We start from the raw sequence: 17379 nt of genomic DNA, 5'->3' as shown, positions 1-17379 counted from the left end.
AGCAGGCAACTCGCAGGATGCTCCTCTCGCCGTCGCCTTGATACTTGGCTCTATTATAGCAAAAATGTGAACGACTGGGGTACTCCTTGTTCGTAATCCCAGTCGTTTCATCTTTTTGCCATTTGTTAACCTTTATTTTTATACCCCTGAGTAGGAATGCAGGCCTGATATCACCAAGTTCACCCCAACAAGTGTGAACATGACGATGATAAATCCAATTACCGACATCCAAGAAGACTTAGTTCCCTGCCAGCTGCGTGCTAGACGCAAGTGCAGGTAAGCGCTGTACGCAAGCCAAGTCACAAGCGCCCATACTTCCTTCGGATCCCAGCCCCAAAATCTTGACCATGCAACCTGGGCCCAGATCATTGCAAAAATAAGTGCGCCTAACGTAAAGATTGGGAATCCTATCGCAATTGAGCGATAGCTAATCTCATCCACAGTATCTGGATCAATCCCATGGAACAAGGGTTGGAGGGCCTTCGCGATTGGCTTGCGCAGCAGCAAGCGAATTAATCCGTACAAGATCAGTCCTGCGATGACCGACCATACTACCGTATTCAGCTTCCGACCCGCTTGAACTCCCTTCATCCAGCCCGGTGCTTCCATTAACGGCAGCTTCATGCCTAGGAAAGAGGGTAGTGATTGCAAGGTAGCTTCATCACTTAAATGCGGAGCCACAAGCGGCGGCATTGTATAGGTGACCATCTCCAAGCCTGTCTCGATCTCCCCTCCGGTCTTGACCGTTTCAACTTTCTGTCCTATAACCACCTCATAGCTTGCAGCACGAAAACTGTATACGACCACGATAAAGCCGATGAATACAACGATGCAGCCCATTGTGAACTCAAGCCAGCGCTGCGGCTTGCGCGAACTTCCAGCATCCCAACGTACGGTACGCAATAAGTAGAGCAGTCCTGCAACGAAGGCTACCGCAAAGAAAGCATAGCTAAGTGCCGACATTGTCACATGAAGCTTCAGCCATACCGAGTTCAGCTGTGGAATAAGCGGCTGTACCTCGCTTGGAAAGACCGATGCATACGCCATCATCAAGAAGGCGAGCGGTACAGCAAGGAGCCCTAATACGGTACTTCGGTAAATAAGGTATACAACGATAAATGCACCGATAATCATCATCGACAAAAATGACATGAACTCATACATATTGCTGACAGGGATATGCCCAGCGTATGCCCAGCGCAATCCGAAATAAACGATCTGGCTAATAAATCCAAGTATCGTTACACCAAATGAAATTGCTCCCCATCTGCGTTCGAAGCGAACGGGATCGCGAGTTTTCATCTTCCGGCCAGCAACAGTCACGACGTACAAAATAAAGGAAAGACAAAACAAGAAAAACGCGATAATATATGCGTCCTGACTCCATTGCAAAGTCACGCCTTATTCCCCCCACGATCGATCGATTTGGCATCTACTTCTACGTGAACAGCTCCGAGTGCACTCGCCACCTCATTCCGAATTCCATACCAGTTTTTATTCGTATGGGCACCGAGCAGCAAGCGATTGCCGTCGATTCGAAGCCATATGCGGCGATGCTGCCAATAGAAGCCCATAACTAGACCGATCATACTGATACCAGCCCCAATCCAGATGAGTGGCAGCGCCGTCTCCTTACGCACGGTCATATAACTGATTGAATTCGTATAGATGATATCTTTCATGGATTCTAATCCGATGTGAAGATTGGGCATCGAGCCAGACCCTAAACTCTCTCTCAGCTTGGCATTAATGTCATCCTGATGAAATTGATCTTTGTCCTTAGGCAGCGCGAAATACAAGTAAGGCAAGCCTTCACTTGGGAGATTCGGCCCCTTAATCAAGAAGCTGAATGCAGGTGCGTTCGGGTTTTGCGATTTTGTAGTCAGTTCTCCGTTTTTGCCAATTGCAAAATCCAAGTATTTCCCTGTCAGTTTCAGTGAATATGGACCTGCTTGAAACTCCGTAGCCGTATTCTGCACCCGAAGTTCAAACTTGCCGAATACCTCTCCTGTGTCCACATTGCTAAGTACAGGGCTTACCGCAACGAGACGCGATTCAAAGTCGCTCTGATAGACCATGAGCCCTTCATATTCAAGCGGTGAATTCAACTGAATATTGTGCTGAGCTACCTGTTCAAGCACAGGCTTCACACGCGCATCACCACACTTGTCCATACACTTGAACAGTGTCGCCTTCGTCTCGAACAGCTTCGGTATGACACGCCCTTCCTTCACGAACTGCTCAGGCATATCTTCCTTGCCGTAATATTCAACTGTAAATTTATCATTCTGCAAATAATAGGGAGTTCCAGGTATTTCACGGGCTTCTCCTTGCGGAAAGCCGTCATAATAATCGTAATGCCAGCCTGGGATGCTGCGTGCAAGTATAGCAAGCAAGAAAAGAATAAGTCCGATATGGTTGATGTACGGCCCCCAGCGGCTGAACCGGTTCTTCTCAGCTAATAGCGCCTCATTATCCTTAATAACTCGGTAGCCTTTCTTCTTGAGTACGTTCGACATGTTATCCAGCCAAGCTTCAGCATCTTGGTTTATTGATCCTTCATAGACAATCCGCTGTCTCGAAATAAACTGGACATGCTTACGTATCTTCTGCCGATGTAATGCACGATATAACGGAAGTACACGATCAATGCTGCAAATGACCAGTGAGGCGCCGATCATGACAAGCAATGTAATGAACCACCAGGATTCGTATGTATGAGACAAGCCAAGCATATAATAGATTTGTCCCAATGTACCGTACGTGCTCTTATAATATTGTGTCGGGTCTATGCTGAGAAATGAGCTTTCCTGTGGGTAGATGGTGCCGAGTGACGCACCAATTAATGTAATGACGATAAGAATAACCGCCACTTTTACTGAGGAGAAGAAATTCCAAATGCGATCAATCCATGACGGACTTGCCTTCTGTGACTTACGCGCAACCCCGTCATAACGCATTTCCAGTACGGAATCCACCTCATCCCCTTCAAATAGCGGCTTGCCGCAGGCCTCGCACAATACAGTTCCTACTGCATTCTGATGGCCGCATTCGCACTTCGTATTCTCAAACCGCACAGCCTAGTCCTCCTCCCCTTCAAGCCCTATTCTTTCGCCATTTGTTCCAAATAGGACTCTAGCTGGCTTGTAGTGACTTCCCCAGTATGAATAGCATGGACTTTGCCATCAGGCTTGATGAAGAATGTGGTCGGCAATGGACGGACACCGAAGGCTTTGGTTACACTCTTATTTGAATCGAGCAGCATCGTGAAATGAACATTTACCGCTTTCATATAATTGTCCACAACGATCGCATCTTCTCCATAGTTGATGCCGACGACTTCCACGTTGCGATCCTTCCAATCATCTGCTGCCTTCTGCAAGGTAGGCATCTCCCGCTCACACGGTTCGCACCAGGAGCCCCAGAAATTAAGCACCAGGGACTTTCCCTTGTAATCACTCAGCTGCACAGTATCGCCCTTCAGCGTATGAAGCGACACATCTGGTATGCGGCTGCCAACCTCAGGGTATGTAGGCTTACTGTACGCATTGCTAATTGCAATCCCGCCAAGTATCGCAATGACAGCTAGTATGAGAATCTGGACTGTCTTGTTTCTCTTGCCCAATATCATCGCCCCTTCTTGATGTGGTTCAATTGATATAGATTGAACACTTGCTTTCTATGACATATTTCACATTCAGACGACATAATTGCAACAATTGCATTACACCATCCACGACTATTATAATTCATAGATTAGCGGACATATCTTCCTCAATATGAAAATTATGTGTCACCATATACTGGGCGGGGTGCAATAAAAGCGATTTACTGCTCTATCCGATTTACGTATGCATGGTACGGTTGGATTTCATCTCCATACGGAGTTCGTTGACTTCCGACTTCGTCAGCACACGGTGTTTGCCACGGGCAATTCCTTGCAGCGTAATATTGCCGAACTTCACACGCTTCAGCTTGGTGACAGGATGGCCAATCACCTCGAACATGCGGCGAACTTGACGATTGCGACCCTCATGGATCGTTATACTGATGGTTGCCGTATTGCTCTCCAAGTCAACATCATGGTATTCCACCGCAGCTGGCTGAGTCATACCATCCTCAAGTTTAACCCCTTTTCTCAGTTGCTCCAGCTTATCCCCATGAGGTACGCCTTTCACGGTTGCATGATAGGTCTTCTCCACATGATGGCGCGGATGCATGAGCATATTGGCTAACTCACCATCATTTGTAAACAGCAGCAGCCCCTCTGTTTCATAATCGAGGCGTCCTACCGGATATACTCGTGCCTTTACACCCTTCATGAAATCCATGACTGTCTTGCGGCCTTCTGGATCTGATGTACTTGTAATAACGCCTTTTGGCTTATGGAAGGCTAATACTATTTTGTCGGACTTAACCGATATCGTTCTCCCACTAACAGTAATCACATCGCTTGACGGATCTGCCTTTACGCCTAGAGTTGTTACGACTTCTCCGTTAACTTCTACCTTACCTGCCTTAATAAGCTCTTCACACTTTCGACGCGATGCGACGCCCGCGTTCGCCAAAATCTTCTGTAAACGTTCTTCCATGAATGTCTGTCACCTCAAACTATTAGTATCCTCATTGAAGAGAAAAGCCCGCTGCCAAGAGGGCGCGAGCTTGTCATTAACTTACATTATTCAAGCTATTATGATATTACCCTGTAATGAAACCAAATACAAGGAAACAGACGACAATTGCTGCAATAAATCCGACCAAATCAGAGAATAGGCCAACTTTTAGTGCATACCGGCCTTTCTTAATCCCAACAGCGCCGAAATATACGGTCAACACATAGATCGTTGTATCAGTGCTCCCCTGTATCGTTGAAGCAATTCTTCCAATCATGGAATCAGGCCCGTACATCTTAATCAGATCGGTAGTAAAGGCAAGAGAGCCAGCTCCTGTAATGGGCCGCAAGAAAGCGAGCGGCATCACCTCACCAGGAATGCCTACCCAATCGAGTATCGGACGCAGCAGCCCCACCATCCAATCCATCGCACCAGATGCACGGAATACACTGATCGCAACCATCATGCCTACTAAGGTTGGAATGATGTTGATTGAAGTTTGGAATCCATCCTTCGCCCCTTCAACGAAGGTCTCATATACGGGCACACGCCGAAAATAGGCAAACAGCGGAATAAAAACGATAATGGCCGGTATAGCCCAAGCGGATATAGAGGAAACAAATGCATACATAACCGGACCATCCTTTCTACTTCATTTCGAGGCTGGAAGTAAGGTCATGATGCCATAATCATCAAATCATTGTTCAACTAGCTGGTGTATGATATCCCGCTCCCTGAGATTCCGTATACCGCCCTTTGTCAGACTTTAATTGTTGCGGGGGCGGACGCTTCGCATCCTTTCTTCGGTACCATCGATCCGCGAAGATCGCTGCAAATGTTGCTACAATGGTCGCAAGCAGCGTAGTACCTACAATCTCGGCAGGATTAGCAGAGTTGAAATTCATCCTTATCGCAATCAATGTTGTTGGGATTAGGGTTATACTTGACGTATTGATTGCAAGCAGCGTGCACATGGCAGGTGTAGCCGTATCTTTATTCGGATTTAATTTCTGGAGCTCCTGCATAGCTCTTATCCCCATCGGTGTAGCTGCATTGCCTAGCCCAAGCAAATTCGCGCTCATATTCGACATAATGAAGCCGAGAGCAGGATGGTTGCGAGGTACATCGGGAAACAAATACCTAACGACTGGACCAAGAGCCTTGGCAAGCCGCTTCAGCAGCCCTGCATCCTCTGCAATCCGCATGATCCCTAGCCAGAACACCATCACACTGATGAGTCCAAAGCTTACAGATACTCCTGTCTTCGCTCCCTCGAACACGGCTTCCGTCACTACGTCAATCTTTCCCTGAGCGGCAGCAGCGATGAATCCCACAAGCAGCATGAACATCCATATCGCATTTACAATGACAACCGTCTCCCTTCCCATGGGCGATCAAGCTGCGCCAAATAGTCTGCCTGTTACACGTTTTAGTACCAGCATCCATTCACTGAGTACGTTGCCGCTCTTACTTTCTCTTGGAACTGCAGAAGTGTGTTCGGCTGAACCACCTCGAGTTGGCGCAGATTCATCTGGAGAAATTCTTCGAACATCTACACTGGCTATCGGTTCCTTGTCCACATACATCGTCAAGCGTCCCTGATGACCTAACCTTGCTTCGAGACTACCGTTAGCCGGTACGACGAGCTTGGCAGACAATTTCGATTGCTCCCCATATCCAAGCGGATACGTCAGCGATCTAGAAGCTTCGAATGGCTGACCCTCAATATGTTGGCCTTCCTCTACAATCTTCGCTTGCGGAAACGCTTGAAAGCCGTAATCGAGCATCCTTCTATGGTCTTCCCAATCTCTGGAGTCATTCAGCGTTACAGCAACAAGCTGCTGGCCATTCCGTGTGGCAGAACTGACTAGACACCGCAATGCACCTTTCGTGTAACCTGTCTTCACACCATCTGCTCCTTCATACAAGTGAAGCATTTTATTCTTATTGCCCCACACATAATCCCAATTGTCGATTGTATTAGGCGCCTTCTTCGTACGGGTGCGCACGATTTCACGGAAGGTTGCATTATGCAGTGCATATGCTGATATACGAGCTAGATCTTCCGCAGTCGTATAGTGACCCTTCTGATCCAAACCATGAGGATTGCGGAACTGGGTATGCTCCAACCCGAGCAGCTTCGCCTTCTCATTCATTAAGTGGACGAAGCCTTCTTCCGAGCCTCCAACGTGCTCAGCAATCGCCACCGCAGCATCGTTGCCTGAACGAAGCATAAGGCCATACAACAAATGGTTGAGACTCATCTCTTCTCCAAGTCTCAAGTAAATGGAGGAGCCTTCCTTGCCTACAGCACGAGAAGTCGCCTTTACTTTATCCTCCAGCCGGCCATGCTCAATTGCCACAATCGCGGTCATCACTTTCGTCGTACTCGCCATTGGAAGCTCCTGCTTCCCGTTATGGCTGTACAGCACTCTTCCAGATGCTACATCTATTAAGGCTGCTGCTCTTGCCGCAGTAGATGGAGGCGCGATTCGAGCCGAAGCAGTTGCATTCGATGGCTCAACCTGCAGCGGGACAGACCATTCCTGTACAGCCTCACGCTGTGTGCGACTTGTGTCCACGGATGGATCAGCTGACGCGGCACGTCCATACAAATTATATGCCAGAACCGAGCCCAACAGTGCACACAACGCAATCATCTTTCCAACTTGTCCTACGTATGGATGCTTGCTCATACGTTCCTCCTTAATCTGTATACCGGTCAAGTTGTTCCATATGTATGCTTGTTCGAGACCGAGTATGTCCATCACTTACGATTACTTAAGCAAGCAGGAGTTGTTCTAATGAAAAATAGCGTCAAGCTCCCGTTGACTGCATCGCCATTTTACCGGCAATAACGGCAGCAACAATCAAGCCTGACGCCATATTCCTACCGATCCGATATAATAATATCCTCGGCCGTCGTTGATTCCTGCTTCTTGAACATCGAACTGATTTGATCCAGCACATTAGGTGCGGCATCAATAATTTTCTCCAGCAAATGCGTCTGATTGTCGAGCGACACGACATCAATGCCCCGCCTGCCAACGACGAGAAAGGCAATCGGTGTTATGTAGACGCCACCGCCGCTACCTCCTCCAAATGGCTTCGAACCATAGGCATAGGCTGCAGGAACTGTACGGGCCTCACCACGTTCTGAGGCTGGTCTGTCATGTCTGTCGTGCCTGTCGTGTCTCTCATCCAACCGGAAGTCGCTGCCTCCTGCCGCAAAGCCAAATGCAACACGGCTTATCGGCAAAATGACACTGCCGTCAGGTGTTTGGACAGGATCGCCCACGATTGCATTTACATCTACCATAGCCTTAATATTGTTAAAGGCTGCATGCATTAAGCCCTCGATAGGATGTTCCGCCATGTTCGTATTCCTCCTTCTGCGCGAACGATGCGAATAATCAACTTGATTACAGCAGTTATAGCGTGCACGATGCGAATTTTGGTTATACAAACGATCCTAGTGGAAAAAAAAGGGGTGTGAAATTGCGGATTCACTTCCATCTGAGGATGTCTTCGAAATCGAATATGGTGAGACAATGCTCCTACCAGCATGCTCTTCACTGACCATGATGCCCCTGTCAATAGACAAGCTGTTGCTGGATTAAGCAGTCCAATCTCCGTATCCCAAGTAAACATGCTGCACTGTACCCGCTGGAGAGTTTCTTTGAGCCATAGAATGATGCAACGCGTATGACGTAGAAGTCGCCGCACGTTGTGCTTATATCTCTCTATCAATTTTTTATCGACCTGAGTTTCATCTCGACTTGCATGACCTGTTCCGACATTATCCTTAGCTTTTACATGCAGGTGAACCCCTGTTTCCATGTTAATAAATCGAATGGATCGCCATTCATATTTCCAACGAAGCAGTCCATAGCATGCCCGAATCAATAGAACAACTCGCTCATGTTTTCCTGATTTGTGAATGATGATTTTGCACTCAATGGACGAAAAGACAATGAGGGCAAGCAAGACAACTACTATCCCTCCAGCAATCGCCCATCCTATCATGTCATGCGCCTCCATTTCCTAAACTATCCGTATTATGGCCTTTTATCCAAACTAGCATGCACGAGGAGCATAATTCCGAGTGACCTTACCAAATAAAAAACCCGGCAGCTCGTATTATCGCATACGAAGCTGACGGGCAAGCATTAGAACATATTGATGCTCCTCGTTCAAGCAAGTTTCTTTGAATGTTAGGGACAAGCGCCTCTTTACAGCATCAGCTTGGAATGATCAATAGATTGACCAGGCAAAAGTTCCAGTCCTTGAATTCCAAGCTCCTGTAACTTCGTCACAAATGCTGCCCCATCCTGTTGAATAGGAGGAAATGTATTGTAGTGCACGGGGATGACAACTTTAGCCTGTACCCACTGCGCAGCTAGCAATGCATCTTCCGGGTCCATCGTGAAGAAGCTGCCAATTGGCAAGAAGGCGATATCTGGCTTGTAGCGATCGCCAATGAGCTTCATATCGCTGAACAATGCAGTGTCTCCGGCATGATAAATCGTTAGCCCTTCTGTTTGCAGGACAATCCCTGCAGGGTTACCCATATAAATATCCTGACCATTGACTGTAACGGAGGAACTGTGCAGGGCAGGCACTAGCGCAACCGATCCAAATTCGAATGGAGCTGGTCCACCTAGGTTCATGCCTATAGCTTGCGCACCTTGCGATTCCATGTAGTTCGTAAGCTCTACCATGCCAATAATAGGCGCATTGCAGCGCTTGGAGATGGATACCGCATCACCAATATGATCGCCATGTCCATGTGTGAGCAGCACATAGTCCGCATGAATCTCTTCTGAGCGTGTGACTGCTGCAGGGTTGCCAGTCAAGAAAGGATCAATGATAATACTATGCTGTTCGGTAACAAGCTGAATGCAGGAATGACCGTGGAAATGAATGTTCAAAGCAGTTCCTCCTCATATTTGCATATTCAACAGCTTCATACGCAGAAGTTCTTATCGTATCTCTTCCTCGTGCTCATGTTGAACTCCTGCTTCCAATTGTTCTTCAACTTCCTTCACGTCTTCAATCGTCAATTGGCGTCCATCTAACTTCTCGAACAAGAGCTGCGTTTCCTCTTCTAACCCATCCATTTGTTCAAAAGCAGAGGAATCCGGCAGTTCTTTAATTGTTGCTAATCCGAAATAATCTAAGAATGATTTCGTTGTGCCATACAAAATCGGCCTTCCGATCGCTTCTGCTCGTCCAACTTCTTCGATCAAACCCTTGTTCGTTAGCGTCTGAATCGCACGATCCGATTTTACGCCGCGGATTTCTTCGATCTCAACACGGGTAATCGGCTGTCGATAGGCAACGATAGACAAGGTCTCTAGGGCTGCTTGCGACAGAGAAGAACGCGATGGCGAATATGCCATCTTCTCAAAATACGGGGCATGTTCTGGCAATGTAGCTAGCTCGTACATCCCTGCGATTGCAACAATTTGCAGACCACGTTTCGAGCGCTCGAAGTCCGCGCGCAGATCGTTCATCGCTTCCTCTATAACCTCTGGGCGCTGTTCTGTAATTTCTGAGATTTGCTTAATGTTCAAGCCTTCATCTCCAGCCATGAACAACAACCCCTCAATAATCGACTTCAGCATCTGAAAGTCCATCTTCCGTGTCCACCTCCCCACTCCATTGAATCACGATGTCCTCAAAGAGGCTATCCTGGTAGCAGCGAACTTGCTTCATCTTCATCAGCTCCAGCAGCGCGAGAAAGGAAACGACAATTTCCGAACGCGTGAGATGCTCGCTAAGCAAGTTAGAGAACATCATCTTACCTCCCTTGCCAAATGGACGCAGCGTGTCGATAATGCTCTTAATCCGATCCTTCACCGATATTTCATCCCGGTGAATTGTTGCGACCTGCGTTCTGCGCGACGCTTTGCTAAGTGCCTTGCGGAATGCTGCGATCAAGTCTGTGACATGTAATCCATCCACTGGATTATCAGGAGCTGTTGGCATAAATGGCGTTAAGTCCTCTGGTTCCTTGGAAAAAATCATGCTTCGTTCTGTCTCGCGTTCCCGGAGATGCTCCGCAATTCCCTTGTACTTTCGGTATTCGATCAACTTGCGTATAAGCTCTGCCCGCGGATCAGGCTCATCATCCACATAATCTTCATAGTCGTCCCATTCCATGACCGGAGGCTTGGGAAGCAGCTGCTGTGATTTCATGGACAGCAACGTTGCCGCCATAACGAGAAACTCGCTCGTAATCTCCAGCTCCAATTCCTGCATGTTGTGCAAATATTCCATATATTGATCGGTAATCTCACTAATCGATATATCTTGAATATTAATTTCCGCTTGGTCGATTAAATGCAGGAGCAAATCGAGCGGTCCTTCAAACTGTTCCAGCTTATACGTTACGGTCACCCCGTGATAACCTCCTGAGCAATAAAACAAATGTAGCGCCCTTGCAAAAAGGGCACTACATTAAATAAGCACTATTTTAACTGATTCGTCAAGTTCGCCATTTCAATTGCAGTAGACGCAGCTTCCCAACCCTTGTTGCCTGCCTTCGTTCCTGCACGTTCAATTGCCTGCTCGATGGAGTCTGTTGTCAGCACTCCGAATATGGTCGGAACCCCTGTCTTCATATTCACTTGCGCAACGCCTTTAGCCGCTTCACTGCACACATAATCGAAATGCGGAGTGGAGCCGCGAATAACTGCGCCAAGTGTGATCACGGCATCATATTTCCCGCTCTCCGCCATTTTCTGCGCAATAAGTGGAATTTCAAATGCACCCGGAACCCAGGCAATATCTACCTCTTCATCTTTAACCCCGTGGCGCTTCAGCGCATCAAGTGCTCCCGAAACAAGCTTGCTGACAATAAATTCATTGAATCGACCAGCAACAATTCCATATTTTAATCCTTCGGAAACTAAGTGTCCTTCAAATACATGTGGCATAAGTAAAGTCCTCCTCTGTGATAAATAACTGAATCATAACGATAAGGTTATCGCACGCTTGCGGTACTTCATTTCCTTCAGGGCTTATCTGCGTGCTTGTTCATCCTGTTCAATATCGTCGAATACGAGCATATGCCCGAGCTTCGCAGCCTTCGTATGCAAATATTTTGTGTTGTCTTCATTCTCCTGCATTTGGATCGGGACGCGCTCAACGACCTCCAGACCATAGCCTTCCAACCCTTTAATTTTGCGAGGATTATTTGTAAGAAGGCGAATTTGACATATGCCGAGATCTTTCAAGATTTGAGCTCCAATGCCGTAATCCCGCAGATCCGCTGGGAATCCAAGCTCCAAGTTGGCATCCACCGTGTCTAGCCCTTGCTCCTGAAGCTTATAAGCTTTGAGCTTATTAATAAGTCCAATCCCGCGGCCTTCCTGGCGCATATAGAGCAGGACGCCGTTGCCTTCCTTGTCTATTTGTGAAAGCGCAGCGGCGAATTGAGGGCCACAGTCACAGCGATGTGAATGAAATACATCCCCGGTTAAGCATTCCGAATGAACGCGAACAAGAACTGGCTGAGTTCCATCAATGTCGCCCTTCACTAAGGCAACATGTTCCTTATTGTCTACACCATTCGTATAGGCAATAGCTCGGAATATGCCGAAGTCAGTAGGCATGTTCACCTCGACCTCACGTTGAACCAGCTTCTCCTTCTCATTACGGTAATGAATGAGATCCTTGATGCTGATGAGCTTCAAGTCCCATTGCCCCTTCAGTTCCATCAAGTCGGGCAGTCTAGCCATCGTGCCATCTTCCTTAATCACTTCGCAGATGACACTAGCAGGTGCAGATCCGCTCAACCGGGCGAGATCAACCGCTGCTTCCGTATGCCCTGCACGGCGCAACACACCACCACTCTTCGCTATTAACGGGAAGATATGACCCGGGCGGCGGAAATCTTCTGCCTTGGCGTCCGCATCCAGCATCTTCTGGATCGTTAGTGAGCGTTCGTGCGCTGAAATGCCAGTAGTCGTATCTACGTGATCAATGGATACGGTAAATGCCGTACCGTGATTGTCCGTATTGTGTGCAACCATTGGGTGAAGCTCAAGCTCCTCGGCACGCTCCTGCGTAATAGGTACGCATACCAATCCTCGGCCTTCTGTAATCATGAAGTTAATAACTTCCGGTGTTGCCTTGTCGGCTAACGCGATAAAGTCGCCTTCATTTTCCCGATCTTCGTCATCAACCACAATGATGACCTTGCCCTGCTTCAAATCTGCAATTGCATCTTCTATCGAATCAAAGTGAAATGCTTCCTTCATGTTGTTCCTCCCCTTTCACCATTACATAAAACCATGCTCTGCCAAAAACGCTGCATTAAGACCTCCAGAACCAGAACGATCCGAATCCTTTGTCTCGTTCTCCGGCCCTGATCTACCATACCGGAGCAAATGATCCACATACTTGCCAAGCACATCACATTCAATGTTGACGGTATCACCCGGCTGCTTGCGCTGAAGAGCGGTTTGCGCCAACGTATGTGGAATAATCGATACGGCAAACTCTCCATGCTCTGCTCGTGTTAGGGTTAAGCTGATGCCGTCAATGGTGACAGAACCTTGTGGAATCATATATTTCGCCATCTCAGGCCGACTCGCCCGACATTCGATGACAACAGCATTCGCATCTCTTGTTCGTCCCACAATCGTTGCAAGACCATCTACATGTCCTTGTACAATATGACCGCCGAATCGTCCGCCTGCTGTCATTGCACGCTCTAGATTGACCGGATCGCCCGGCCTTAAATCCTTCAAATTCGTATGGCGGAACGTCTGCGGCATCACATCCGCCATGAAGGAGCTGCCATCATAGGACGTTGAGGTCAGACAAACACCATTGACGGCGATGCTATCCCCCAGCTTCATGCCTTCTAGAACCTTAGATGCTCGGATATGAAGCACCATCGCCTCGCCCCGATTCATCACAGACTGCAGTGAGCCCACTTCTTCAATGAGTCCGGTGAACATTGCTATGCTCCTCCTTTAATGCTGGAATGAGTCAAATGCTCCACCTCACGCTTGCCGAACGGATATCCAGTGATGCAGATATTATCTCCGAGCTTCTCAACCTCCACATGCTGAAGCCGGTATGCATCCTGCATCCGCTCTACACCTTCAAACACAAAACTACCAGGCGCATGCTGACCGCCGACGACAATCGGAGCCATAAATATTGCAACTTTGTCGACCAGCTTCTTCTCTAGCATCGCCCCATTCAATCGACCTCCACCTTCAAGGAGTATGGATCCGATCTCATGTTGGCCGCACCATTCCATCATCTGCTGAAGGTCTACCTTCTCGCTTTCTCCGCACTCGAAGACCTCTACGCCTCGGGACACCAATTCACGCCGCTTCTCCCCGCTTGCCCGTGCAGTTGTGAAGATGCAGGTTCGTGCAGCTTGATCGGTTACGACCTTGGCGTCCATAGGGATCCGAAGCTTCGAGTCTACAATCAAGCGCACTGGGTTTACCCCAGGGACTGACAGACGTGTTGTCAGCGATGGATCATCCGCAAGTACAGTGCTTATGCCTACCATAATCGCTTGATGACGGTGCCTCATCGAATGAACGAGTTCACGACTTCGCTCATTCGAGATCCACTTGCTGTCACCAGTCAAAGTGGCGATCTTGCCGTCCAGCGTACTTGCTGTCTTGAGGGTAACGAACGGAATGCCGGTCGTAATATGCTTAGCGAACATTTCAATCAGTGCGAGACCTCTCTCCCGAAGCACATCCAACGTTATCCCAATTCCATGATCCTTCAGTAGAGCAATTCCTCTCCCTGCAACCGCTGGATTCGGATCGACGCAAGCGATCACGACACGGGCGATTCCCGCTTCAATCAATCGCAGGCTGCAAGGCGGTGTTCTCCCATAGTGGCTGCATGGCTCAAGGGTCACATACGCAGTCGCTCCTCTGGCCGCTTCACCAGCCATCTGTAAAGCATGGACTTCCGCATGGCCTTCACCACGCCGCAAATGAGCTCCAAGACCGACGATTCGTCCCTCGTTCACAATGACACAGCCAACTGCAGGGTTCACATCGGTCTGTCCAAGCACCTGCTCTGCCATGTTCACAGCGAGCTGCATGTACAGTTCATCATTGATAACAGCAGACATTGGGTATCCTCCTTTCCACAAACAGATCAAGGCTAACGCAAAAAAGCCCTTCGGATCCTCCGAAGGGCATGATTGATTGAGCTTACAGGTATGTACTTAATTTCACAATAGTCGCACATAAGCATAATTTCCATTTGTATATGACAAATAAAACCGACAACAAGGATGTTCTCAGCAAACTGCATCGATTTCGCATATGTCAAATACGACGATAGATGAATAGAAAACCTCGCGCTTACGCAGGTATTCGCCGTCCATTTCGCCTGGAATGCTCATGAAATTGTGAAAATAAGAACTTGAAAGAACTAATTATCGAGTTCTTCTCTCCTGACGCCCCTTCTCCCATCCAGACTATACTGTCGGCTCTGGAGTTGCACCAGATCCACCGTGTGGACGAATCCACCCGGGTCACGGACTAAGAACACCTTGCACACGCAAGAATAGGTTCATCACCGCCGGTCGGGAATTTCACCCTGCCCTGAAGGTCTGTCATTCGTATTGCTATAAAATTAGTTTCTAAGATGTTGCACTTAGAAGTGTACCACCTGACCTGGTAAAATGCAACTTGTGTCGCTTCACCGCATGGAACCATTCAGATGCGTTCAAATAAAAAAGACGTGCAGCAGCCAAGCTGCATACACGCCTTCCCTCAATTATTTCTATTCTTCCACGATGGTAACTTGCTTCATCTTGTCGCCTTGCTTAACAGCATCTACATGCTCCATGCCCTCTACAATTTTGCCAAATACCGTATGCACGCCATCCAAGTGAGGGAATGCATCGTAAGTGATGTAGAATTGGGAACCGCCTGTATCCTTGCCGGCATGCGCCATCGCAAGTACACCACGCTCATGCTTGTGCGGGTTGCCTTTTGTCTCACATTTGATTGTGTAGCCTGGGCCGCCTGTACCTGTTCCGTGCGGGCAACCGCCTTGCGCTACAAAGCCCGGAATAACACGGTGGAATGTCAAGCCGTTATAGAAACCTTCGTTGGACAGCTTCTCAAAGTTTGCAACGGTACCTGGTGCCTCTTGCTCATGGAGCTGGATTTTCACCGTGCCGCCTTTTTCCAATTCAATCAATGCATATTTGCTCATCATGTATCGTCTCCTTCCATATGTACAATGCTCACGCTTGCTCATCCGATTATACGTTATTTCTTAACAAAAAGAAAACACCCGATTTCTGCCTCATCGTTATGCCACGACAAGACAGAAGATTGGGTGTTGTATTAATTTCCATATATGGTGTAACTTCGGATGTGAAATTCAACTGCTGCCGTGGAGCTTGCAATCGTCACATCCCGTACTATTTCAGCGCTGGCTCGTTGCGTAGACGAGCTGGAATGCAGTCATTGCGCACGATATCTTCATGCGACTCACGACGTACAACAATATCCGCTTCCCCCTTGTGCACGAACACGACAGCTGGTCTTGGAATACGGTTATAGTTGCTTGCCATCGAATAATTGTACGCACCTGTGCAGGACACAGCCAACAGATCGCCCTGCTGGACGGCAGGAAGCACAGCATCCCAAATCAGCATATCGCCGCTTTCGCAGCATTTTCCTGCTATCGACACTGTCTCCGTGGACTCATTAGTCGAACGGTTAGCAAGCAGTGCCTCATAACGAGACTCATACAGCGCTGGTCGAGGGTTGTCGGTCATCCCTCCATCAACAGCTACATATTTGCGCACTCCTGGAATATCCTTCACAGAGCCAACTGTATACAGTGTTGTTCCCGCTTCTCCAACAATACTGCGGCCTGGCTCTACCCAAATTTCAGGCAAACATTCTCCGATGTCAGCAAAATGCTGCTTTACAGCATCTGTAATGGCCTTTACATAATCGCGAACATGCAGAGGCGTATCCCCTTCTACATAGCGGATGCCGAAACCGCCGCCCAAGTTCACAACCCGGAATGCGATCCCTAGCTGTTCCTTCACCCCACGAGCAAATTGTGCAACGCGTTCAACCGCCATTTGGAATCCTTCAGTTTCGAATATTTGAGATCCGATATGCGAGTGGATGCCCAGCAGCTCCAAATGAGTTGCATCCGCCGCATGACGCACAGCCTCAAGCGCCGTACCATTGCCGATGTCAAAGCCAAACTTCGAATCCGTCTGACCTGTCGAAATGTATTCATGCGTATGTGCCTCAACACCCGGTGTAACGCGGAGCAGCACAGGTACGGACTGATTGCGTTCTTGGCAAATCGCATTCAACAGCTTCAGCTCCGTGAAATTATCAACAACAAAGCAGCCGATGCGGGCATCAAGCGCCATTTCGATCTCCTCGGGCGTCTTATTATTCCCATGGAAGTGGATTCGCTGGGCCGGGAATCCAGCCTGCAAGGCTGTATACAATTCCCCTTCCGATACAACATCTAGCGACAGCCCCTCTTGGTCGACTAACCGGCACATTGCTGTTGTACAGAATGCTTTGCTTGCATATGCAACTTGAAAGGTTAACCCAGACTCGCGAAATGCTTCCATGTATTGTCCACAGCGTTCTCTGACTAATGCTTCGTCAAAAATATAAAGCGGAGTACCAAATTGCTGCTTCAATTCGGTTACATCGCAACCGCCAATTTCTAAATGTCCATTCCCATTAATCTTGCTCGTTCCGTGTAAGTACATCGT

General features: G+C 48.2%; 18 protein-coding genes and 1 riboswitch. All 18 genes read right to left on the bottom strand.

Annotation, left to right across the window (positions count from 1 at the left end; all coding sequences use genetic code 11):
• Nucleotides 1-138: 138 nt before the first annotated feature.
• The 18 genes from ccsA to lysA all read right to left on the bottom strand — a co-directional run bounded on the left by ccsA (nt 139) and on the right by lysA (nt 17376).
• Entirely contained in the window at nt 139-1398 is a 1260-nt protein-coding gene (gene ccsA, locus RQP50_RS07340) for a cytochrome c biogenesis protein CcsA (protein ID WP_021252919.1), read from the bottom strand.
• A complete protein-coding gene (resB, locus tag RQP50_RS07335; RefSeq protein ID WP_315744319.1) occupies nt 1395-3077 on the bottom strand; it encodes a cytochrome c biogenesis protein ResB in 1683 nt (560 codons plus the stop codon). The genes ccsA and resB overlap by 4 nt, the downstream gene beginning before the upstream one ends.
• A 26-nt stretch (nt 3078-3103) precedes the next feature.
• Nucleotides 3104-3631, bottom strand: coding sequence for a redoxin domain-containing protein (locus RQP50_RS07330; protein WP_227774399.1), 528 nt, complete (start codon nt 3629-3631; stop codon nt 3104-3106).
• Between the two features lie 214 nt (nt 3632-3845).
• Entirely contained in the window at nt 3846-4592 is a 747-nt protein-coding gene (locus RQP50_RS07325) for a pseudouridine synthase (RefSeq protein WP_021252922.1), read from the bottom strand.
• Between the two features lie 106 nt (nt 4593-4698).
• On the bottom strand, nt 4699-5244 hold the full coding sequence (locus RQP50_RS07320; protein WP_268623313.1) for a spore maturation protein: 546 nt from the start codon (nt 5242-5244) through the stop codon (nt 4699-4701).
• Between the two features lie 73 nt (nt 5245-5317).
• Nucleotides 5318-5980 (bottom strand): nucleoside recognition domain-containing protein, encoded by a 663-nt coding sequence (locus RQP50_RS07315; protein WP_072728493.1) that lies wholly within the window; start codon nt 5978-5980, stop codon nt 5318-5320.
• A 27-nt stretch (nt 5981-6007) separates the two neighbouring features.
• Entirely contained in the window at nt 6008-7309 is a 1302-nt protein-coding gene (locus RQP50_RS07310) for a D-alanyl-D-alanine carboxypeptidase family protein (protein WP_315744312.1), read from the bottom strand.
• A gap of 194 nt (nt 7310-7503) precedes the next feature.
• Nucleotides 7504-7989: a GerW family sporulation protein gene (gene ytfJ, locus RQP50_RS07305; RefSeq protein WP_021252926.1), complete on the bottom strand. Its 486-nt coding sequence runs from the start codon at nt 7987-7989 to the stop codon at nt 7504-7506.
• On the bottom strand, nt 7962-8639 hold the full coding sequence (locus RQP50_RS07300; protein ID WP_021252927.1) for a DUF2953 domain-containing protein: 678 nt from the start codon (nt 8637-8639) through the stop codon (nt 7962-7964). Before RQP50_RS07300 ends, ytfJ begins: the two co-directional genes overlap by 28 nt.
• Nucleotides 8640-8845: 206 nt before the next feature.
• Nucleotides 8846-9544, bottom strand: coding sequence for a metal-dependent hydrolase (locus RQP50_RS07295; protein WP_072727926.1), 699 nt, complete (start codon nt 9542-9544; stop codon nt 8846-8848).
• A gap of 51 nt (nt 9545-9595) precedes the next feature.
• On the bottom strand, nt 9596-10252 hold the full coding sequence (gene scpB, locus RQP50_RS07290) for an SMC-Scp complex subunit ScpB (RefSeq protein WP_072727925.1): 657 nt from the start codon (nt 10250-10252) through the stop codon (nt 9596-9598).
• Nucleotides 10221-11015 carry a segregation and condensation protein A gene (locus RQP50_RS07285; protein WP_028533111.1) on the bottom strand — a complete coding sequence of 265 codons (795 nt, stop codon included), beginning with the start codon at nt 11013-11015 and terminating at the stop codon, nt 10221-10223. Before RQP50_RS07285 ends, scpB begins: the two co-directional genes overlap by 32 nt.
• Before the next feature lie 71 nt (nt 11016-11086).
• Entirely contained in the window at nt 11087-11554 is a 468-nt protein-coding gene (gene ribH / locus RQP50_RS07280) for a 6,7-dimethyl-8-ribityllumazine synthase (protein WP_021252931.1), read from the bottom strand.
• Nucleotides 11555-11638: 84 nt separating this feature from the next.
• Nucleotides 11639-12880 carry a bifunctional 3,4-dihydroxy-2-butanone-4-phosphate synthase/GTP cyclohydrolase II gene (locus RQP50_RS07275; RefSeq protein ID WP_072727923.1) on the bottom strand — a complete coding sequence of 414 codons (1242 nt, stop codon included), beginning with the start codon at nt 12878-12880 and terminating at the stop codon, nt 11639-11641.
• 21 nt (nt 12881-12901) lie between these two features.
• Nucleotides 12902-13585: a riboflavin synthase gene (gene ribE / locus RQP50_RS07270; RefSeq protein WP_072727922.1), complete on the bottom strand. Its 684-nt coding sequence runs from the start codon at nt 13583-13585 to the stop codon at nt 12902-12904.
• Between the two features lie 2 nt (nt 13586-13587).
• Nucleotides 13588-14736 (bottom strand): bifunctional diaminohydroxyphosphoribosylaminopyrimidine deaminase/5-amino-6-(5-phosphoribosylamino)uracil reductase RibD, encoded by a 1149-nt coding sequence (gene ribD, locus RQP50_RS07265; protein ID WP_315744304.1) that lies wholly within the window; start codon nt 14734-14736, stop codon nt 13588-13590.
• A gap of 330 nt (nt 14737-15066) precedes the next feature.
• Nucleotides 15067-15226: riboswitch (FMN riboswitch) on the bottom strand.
• Between the two features lie 169 nt (nt 15227-15395).
• On the bottom strand, nt 15396-15833 hold the full coding sequence (locus RQP50_RS07260) for a peptidylprolyl isomerase (protein WP_021252935.1): 438 nt from the start codon (nt 15831-15833) through the stop codon (nt 15396-15398).
• 211 nt (nt 15834-16044) lie between these two features.
• On the bottom strand, nt 16045-17376 hold the full coding sequence (gene lysA / locus RQP50_RS07255; RefSeq protein WP_072728492.1) for a diaminopimelate decarboxylase: 1332 nt from the start codon (nt 17374-17376) through the stop codon (nt 16045-16047).
• Nucleotides 17377-17379: the final 3 nt, after the last annotated feature.

The sequence above is a fragment of the Paenibacillus suaedae genome, from assembly GCF_032337355.1.
Lineage (GTDB): Bacteria > Bacillota > Bacilli > Paenibacillales > Paenibacillaceae > Paenibacillus_B > Paenibacillus_B suaedae.
Note: the sequence above shows the minus strand (reverse complement) of the source record. Positions and strands in the feature narration are given on the sequence as shown.

Bases quoted from the DNA above. Each gene is read 5' to 3' on its own strand.
- RQP50_RS07325 (WP_021252922.1), bottom strand. From the start codon at position 4,592: ATGGAAGAACGTTTACAGAAGATTTTGGCGAACGCGGGCGTCGCATCG.
- ytfJ (WP_021252926.1), bottom strand. From the start codon at position 7,989: ATGGCGGAACATCCTATCGAGGGCTTAATGCATGCAGCCTTTAACAAT.
- RQP50_RS07330 (WP_227774399.1), bottom strand. From the start codon at position 3,631: ATGATATTGGGCAAGAGAAACAAGACAGTCCAGATTCTCATACTAGCT.
- ribD (WP_315744304.1), bottom strand. From the start codon at position 14,736: ATGTCTGCTGTTATCAATGATGAACTGTACATGCAGCTCGCTGTGAAC.
- RQP50_RS07300 (WP_021252927.1), bottom strand. From the start codon at position 8,639: ATGATAGGATGGGCGATTGCTGGAGGGATAGTAGTTGTCTTGCTTGCC.
- RQP50_RS07310 (WP_315744312.1), bottom strand. From the start codon at position 7,309: ATGAGCAAGCATCCATACGTAGGACAAGTTGGAAAGATGATTGCGTTG.
- RQP50_RS07320 (WP_268623313.1), bottom strand. From the start codon at position 5,244: ATGTATGCATTTGTTTCCTCTATATCCGCTTGGGCTATACCGGCCATT.
- ribE (WP_072727922.1), bottom strand. From the start codon at position 13,585: ATGTTCACCGGACTCATTGAAGAAGTGGGCTCACTGCAGTCTGTGATG.
- lysA (WP_072728492.1), bottom strand. From the start codon at position 17,376: ATGTACTTACACGGAACGAGCAAGATTAATGGGAATGGACATTTAGAA.
- RQP50_RS07260 (WP_021252935.1), bottom strand. From the start codon at position 15,833: ATGAGCAAATATGCATTGATTGAATTGGAAAAAGGCGGCACGGTGAAA.
- ribH (WP_021252931.1), bottom strand. From the start codon at position 11,554: ATGCCACATGTATTTGAAGGACACTTAGTTTCCGAAGGATTAAAATAT.
- RQP50_RS07275 (WP_072727923.1), bottom strand. From the start codon at position 12,880: ATGAAGGAAGCATTTCACTTTGATTCGATAGAAGATGCAATTGCAGAT.
- scpB (WP_072727925.1), bottom strand. From the start codon at position 10,252: ATGGACTTTCAGATGCTGAAGTCGATTATTGAGGGGTTGTTGTTCATG.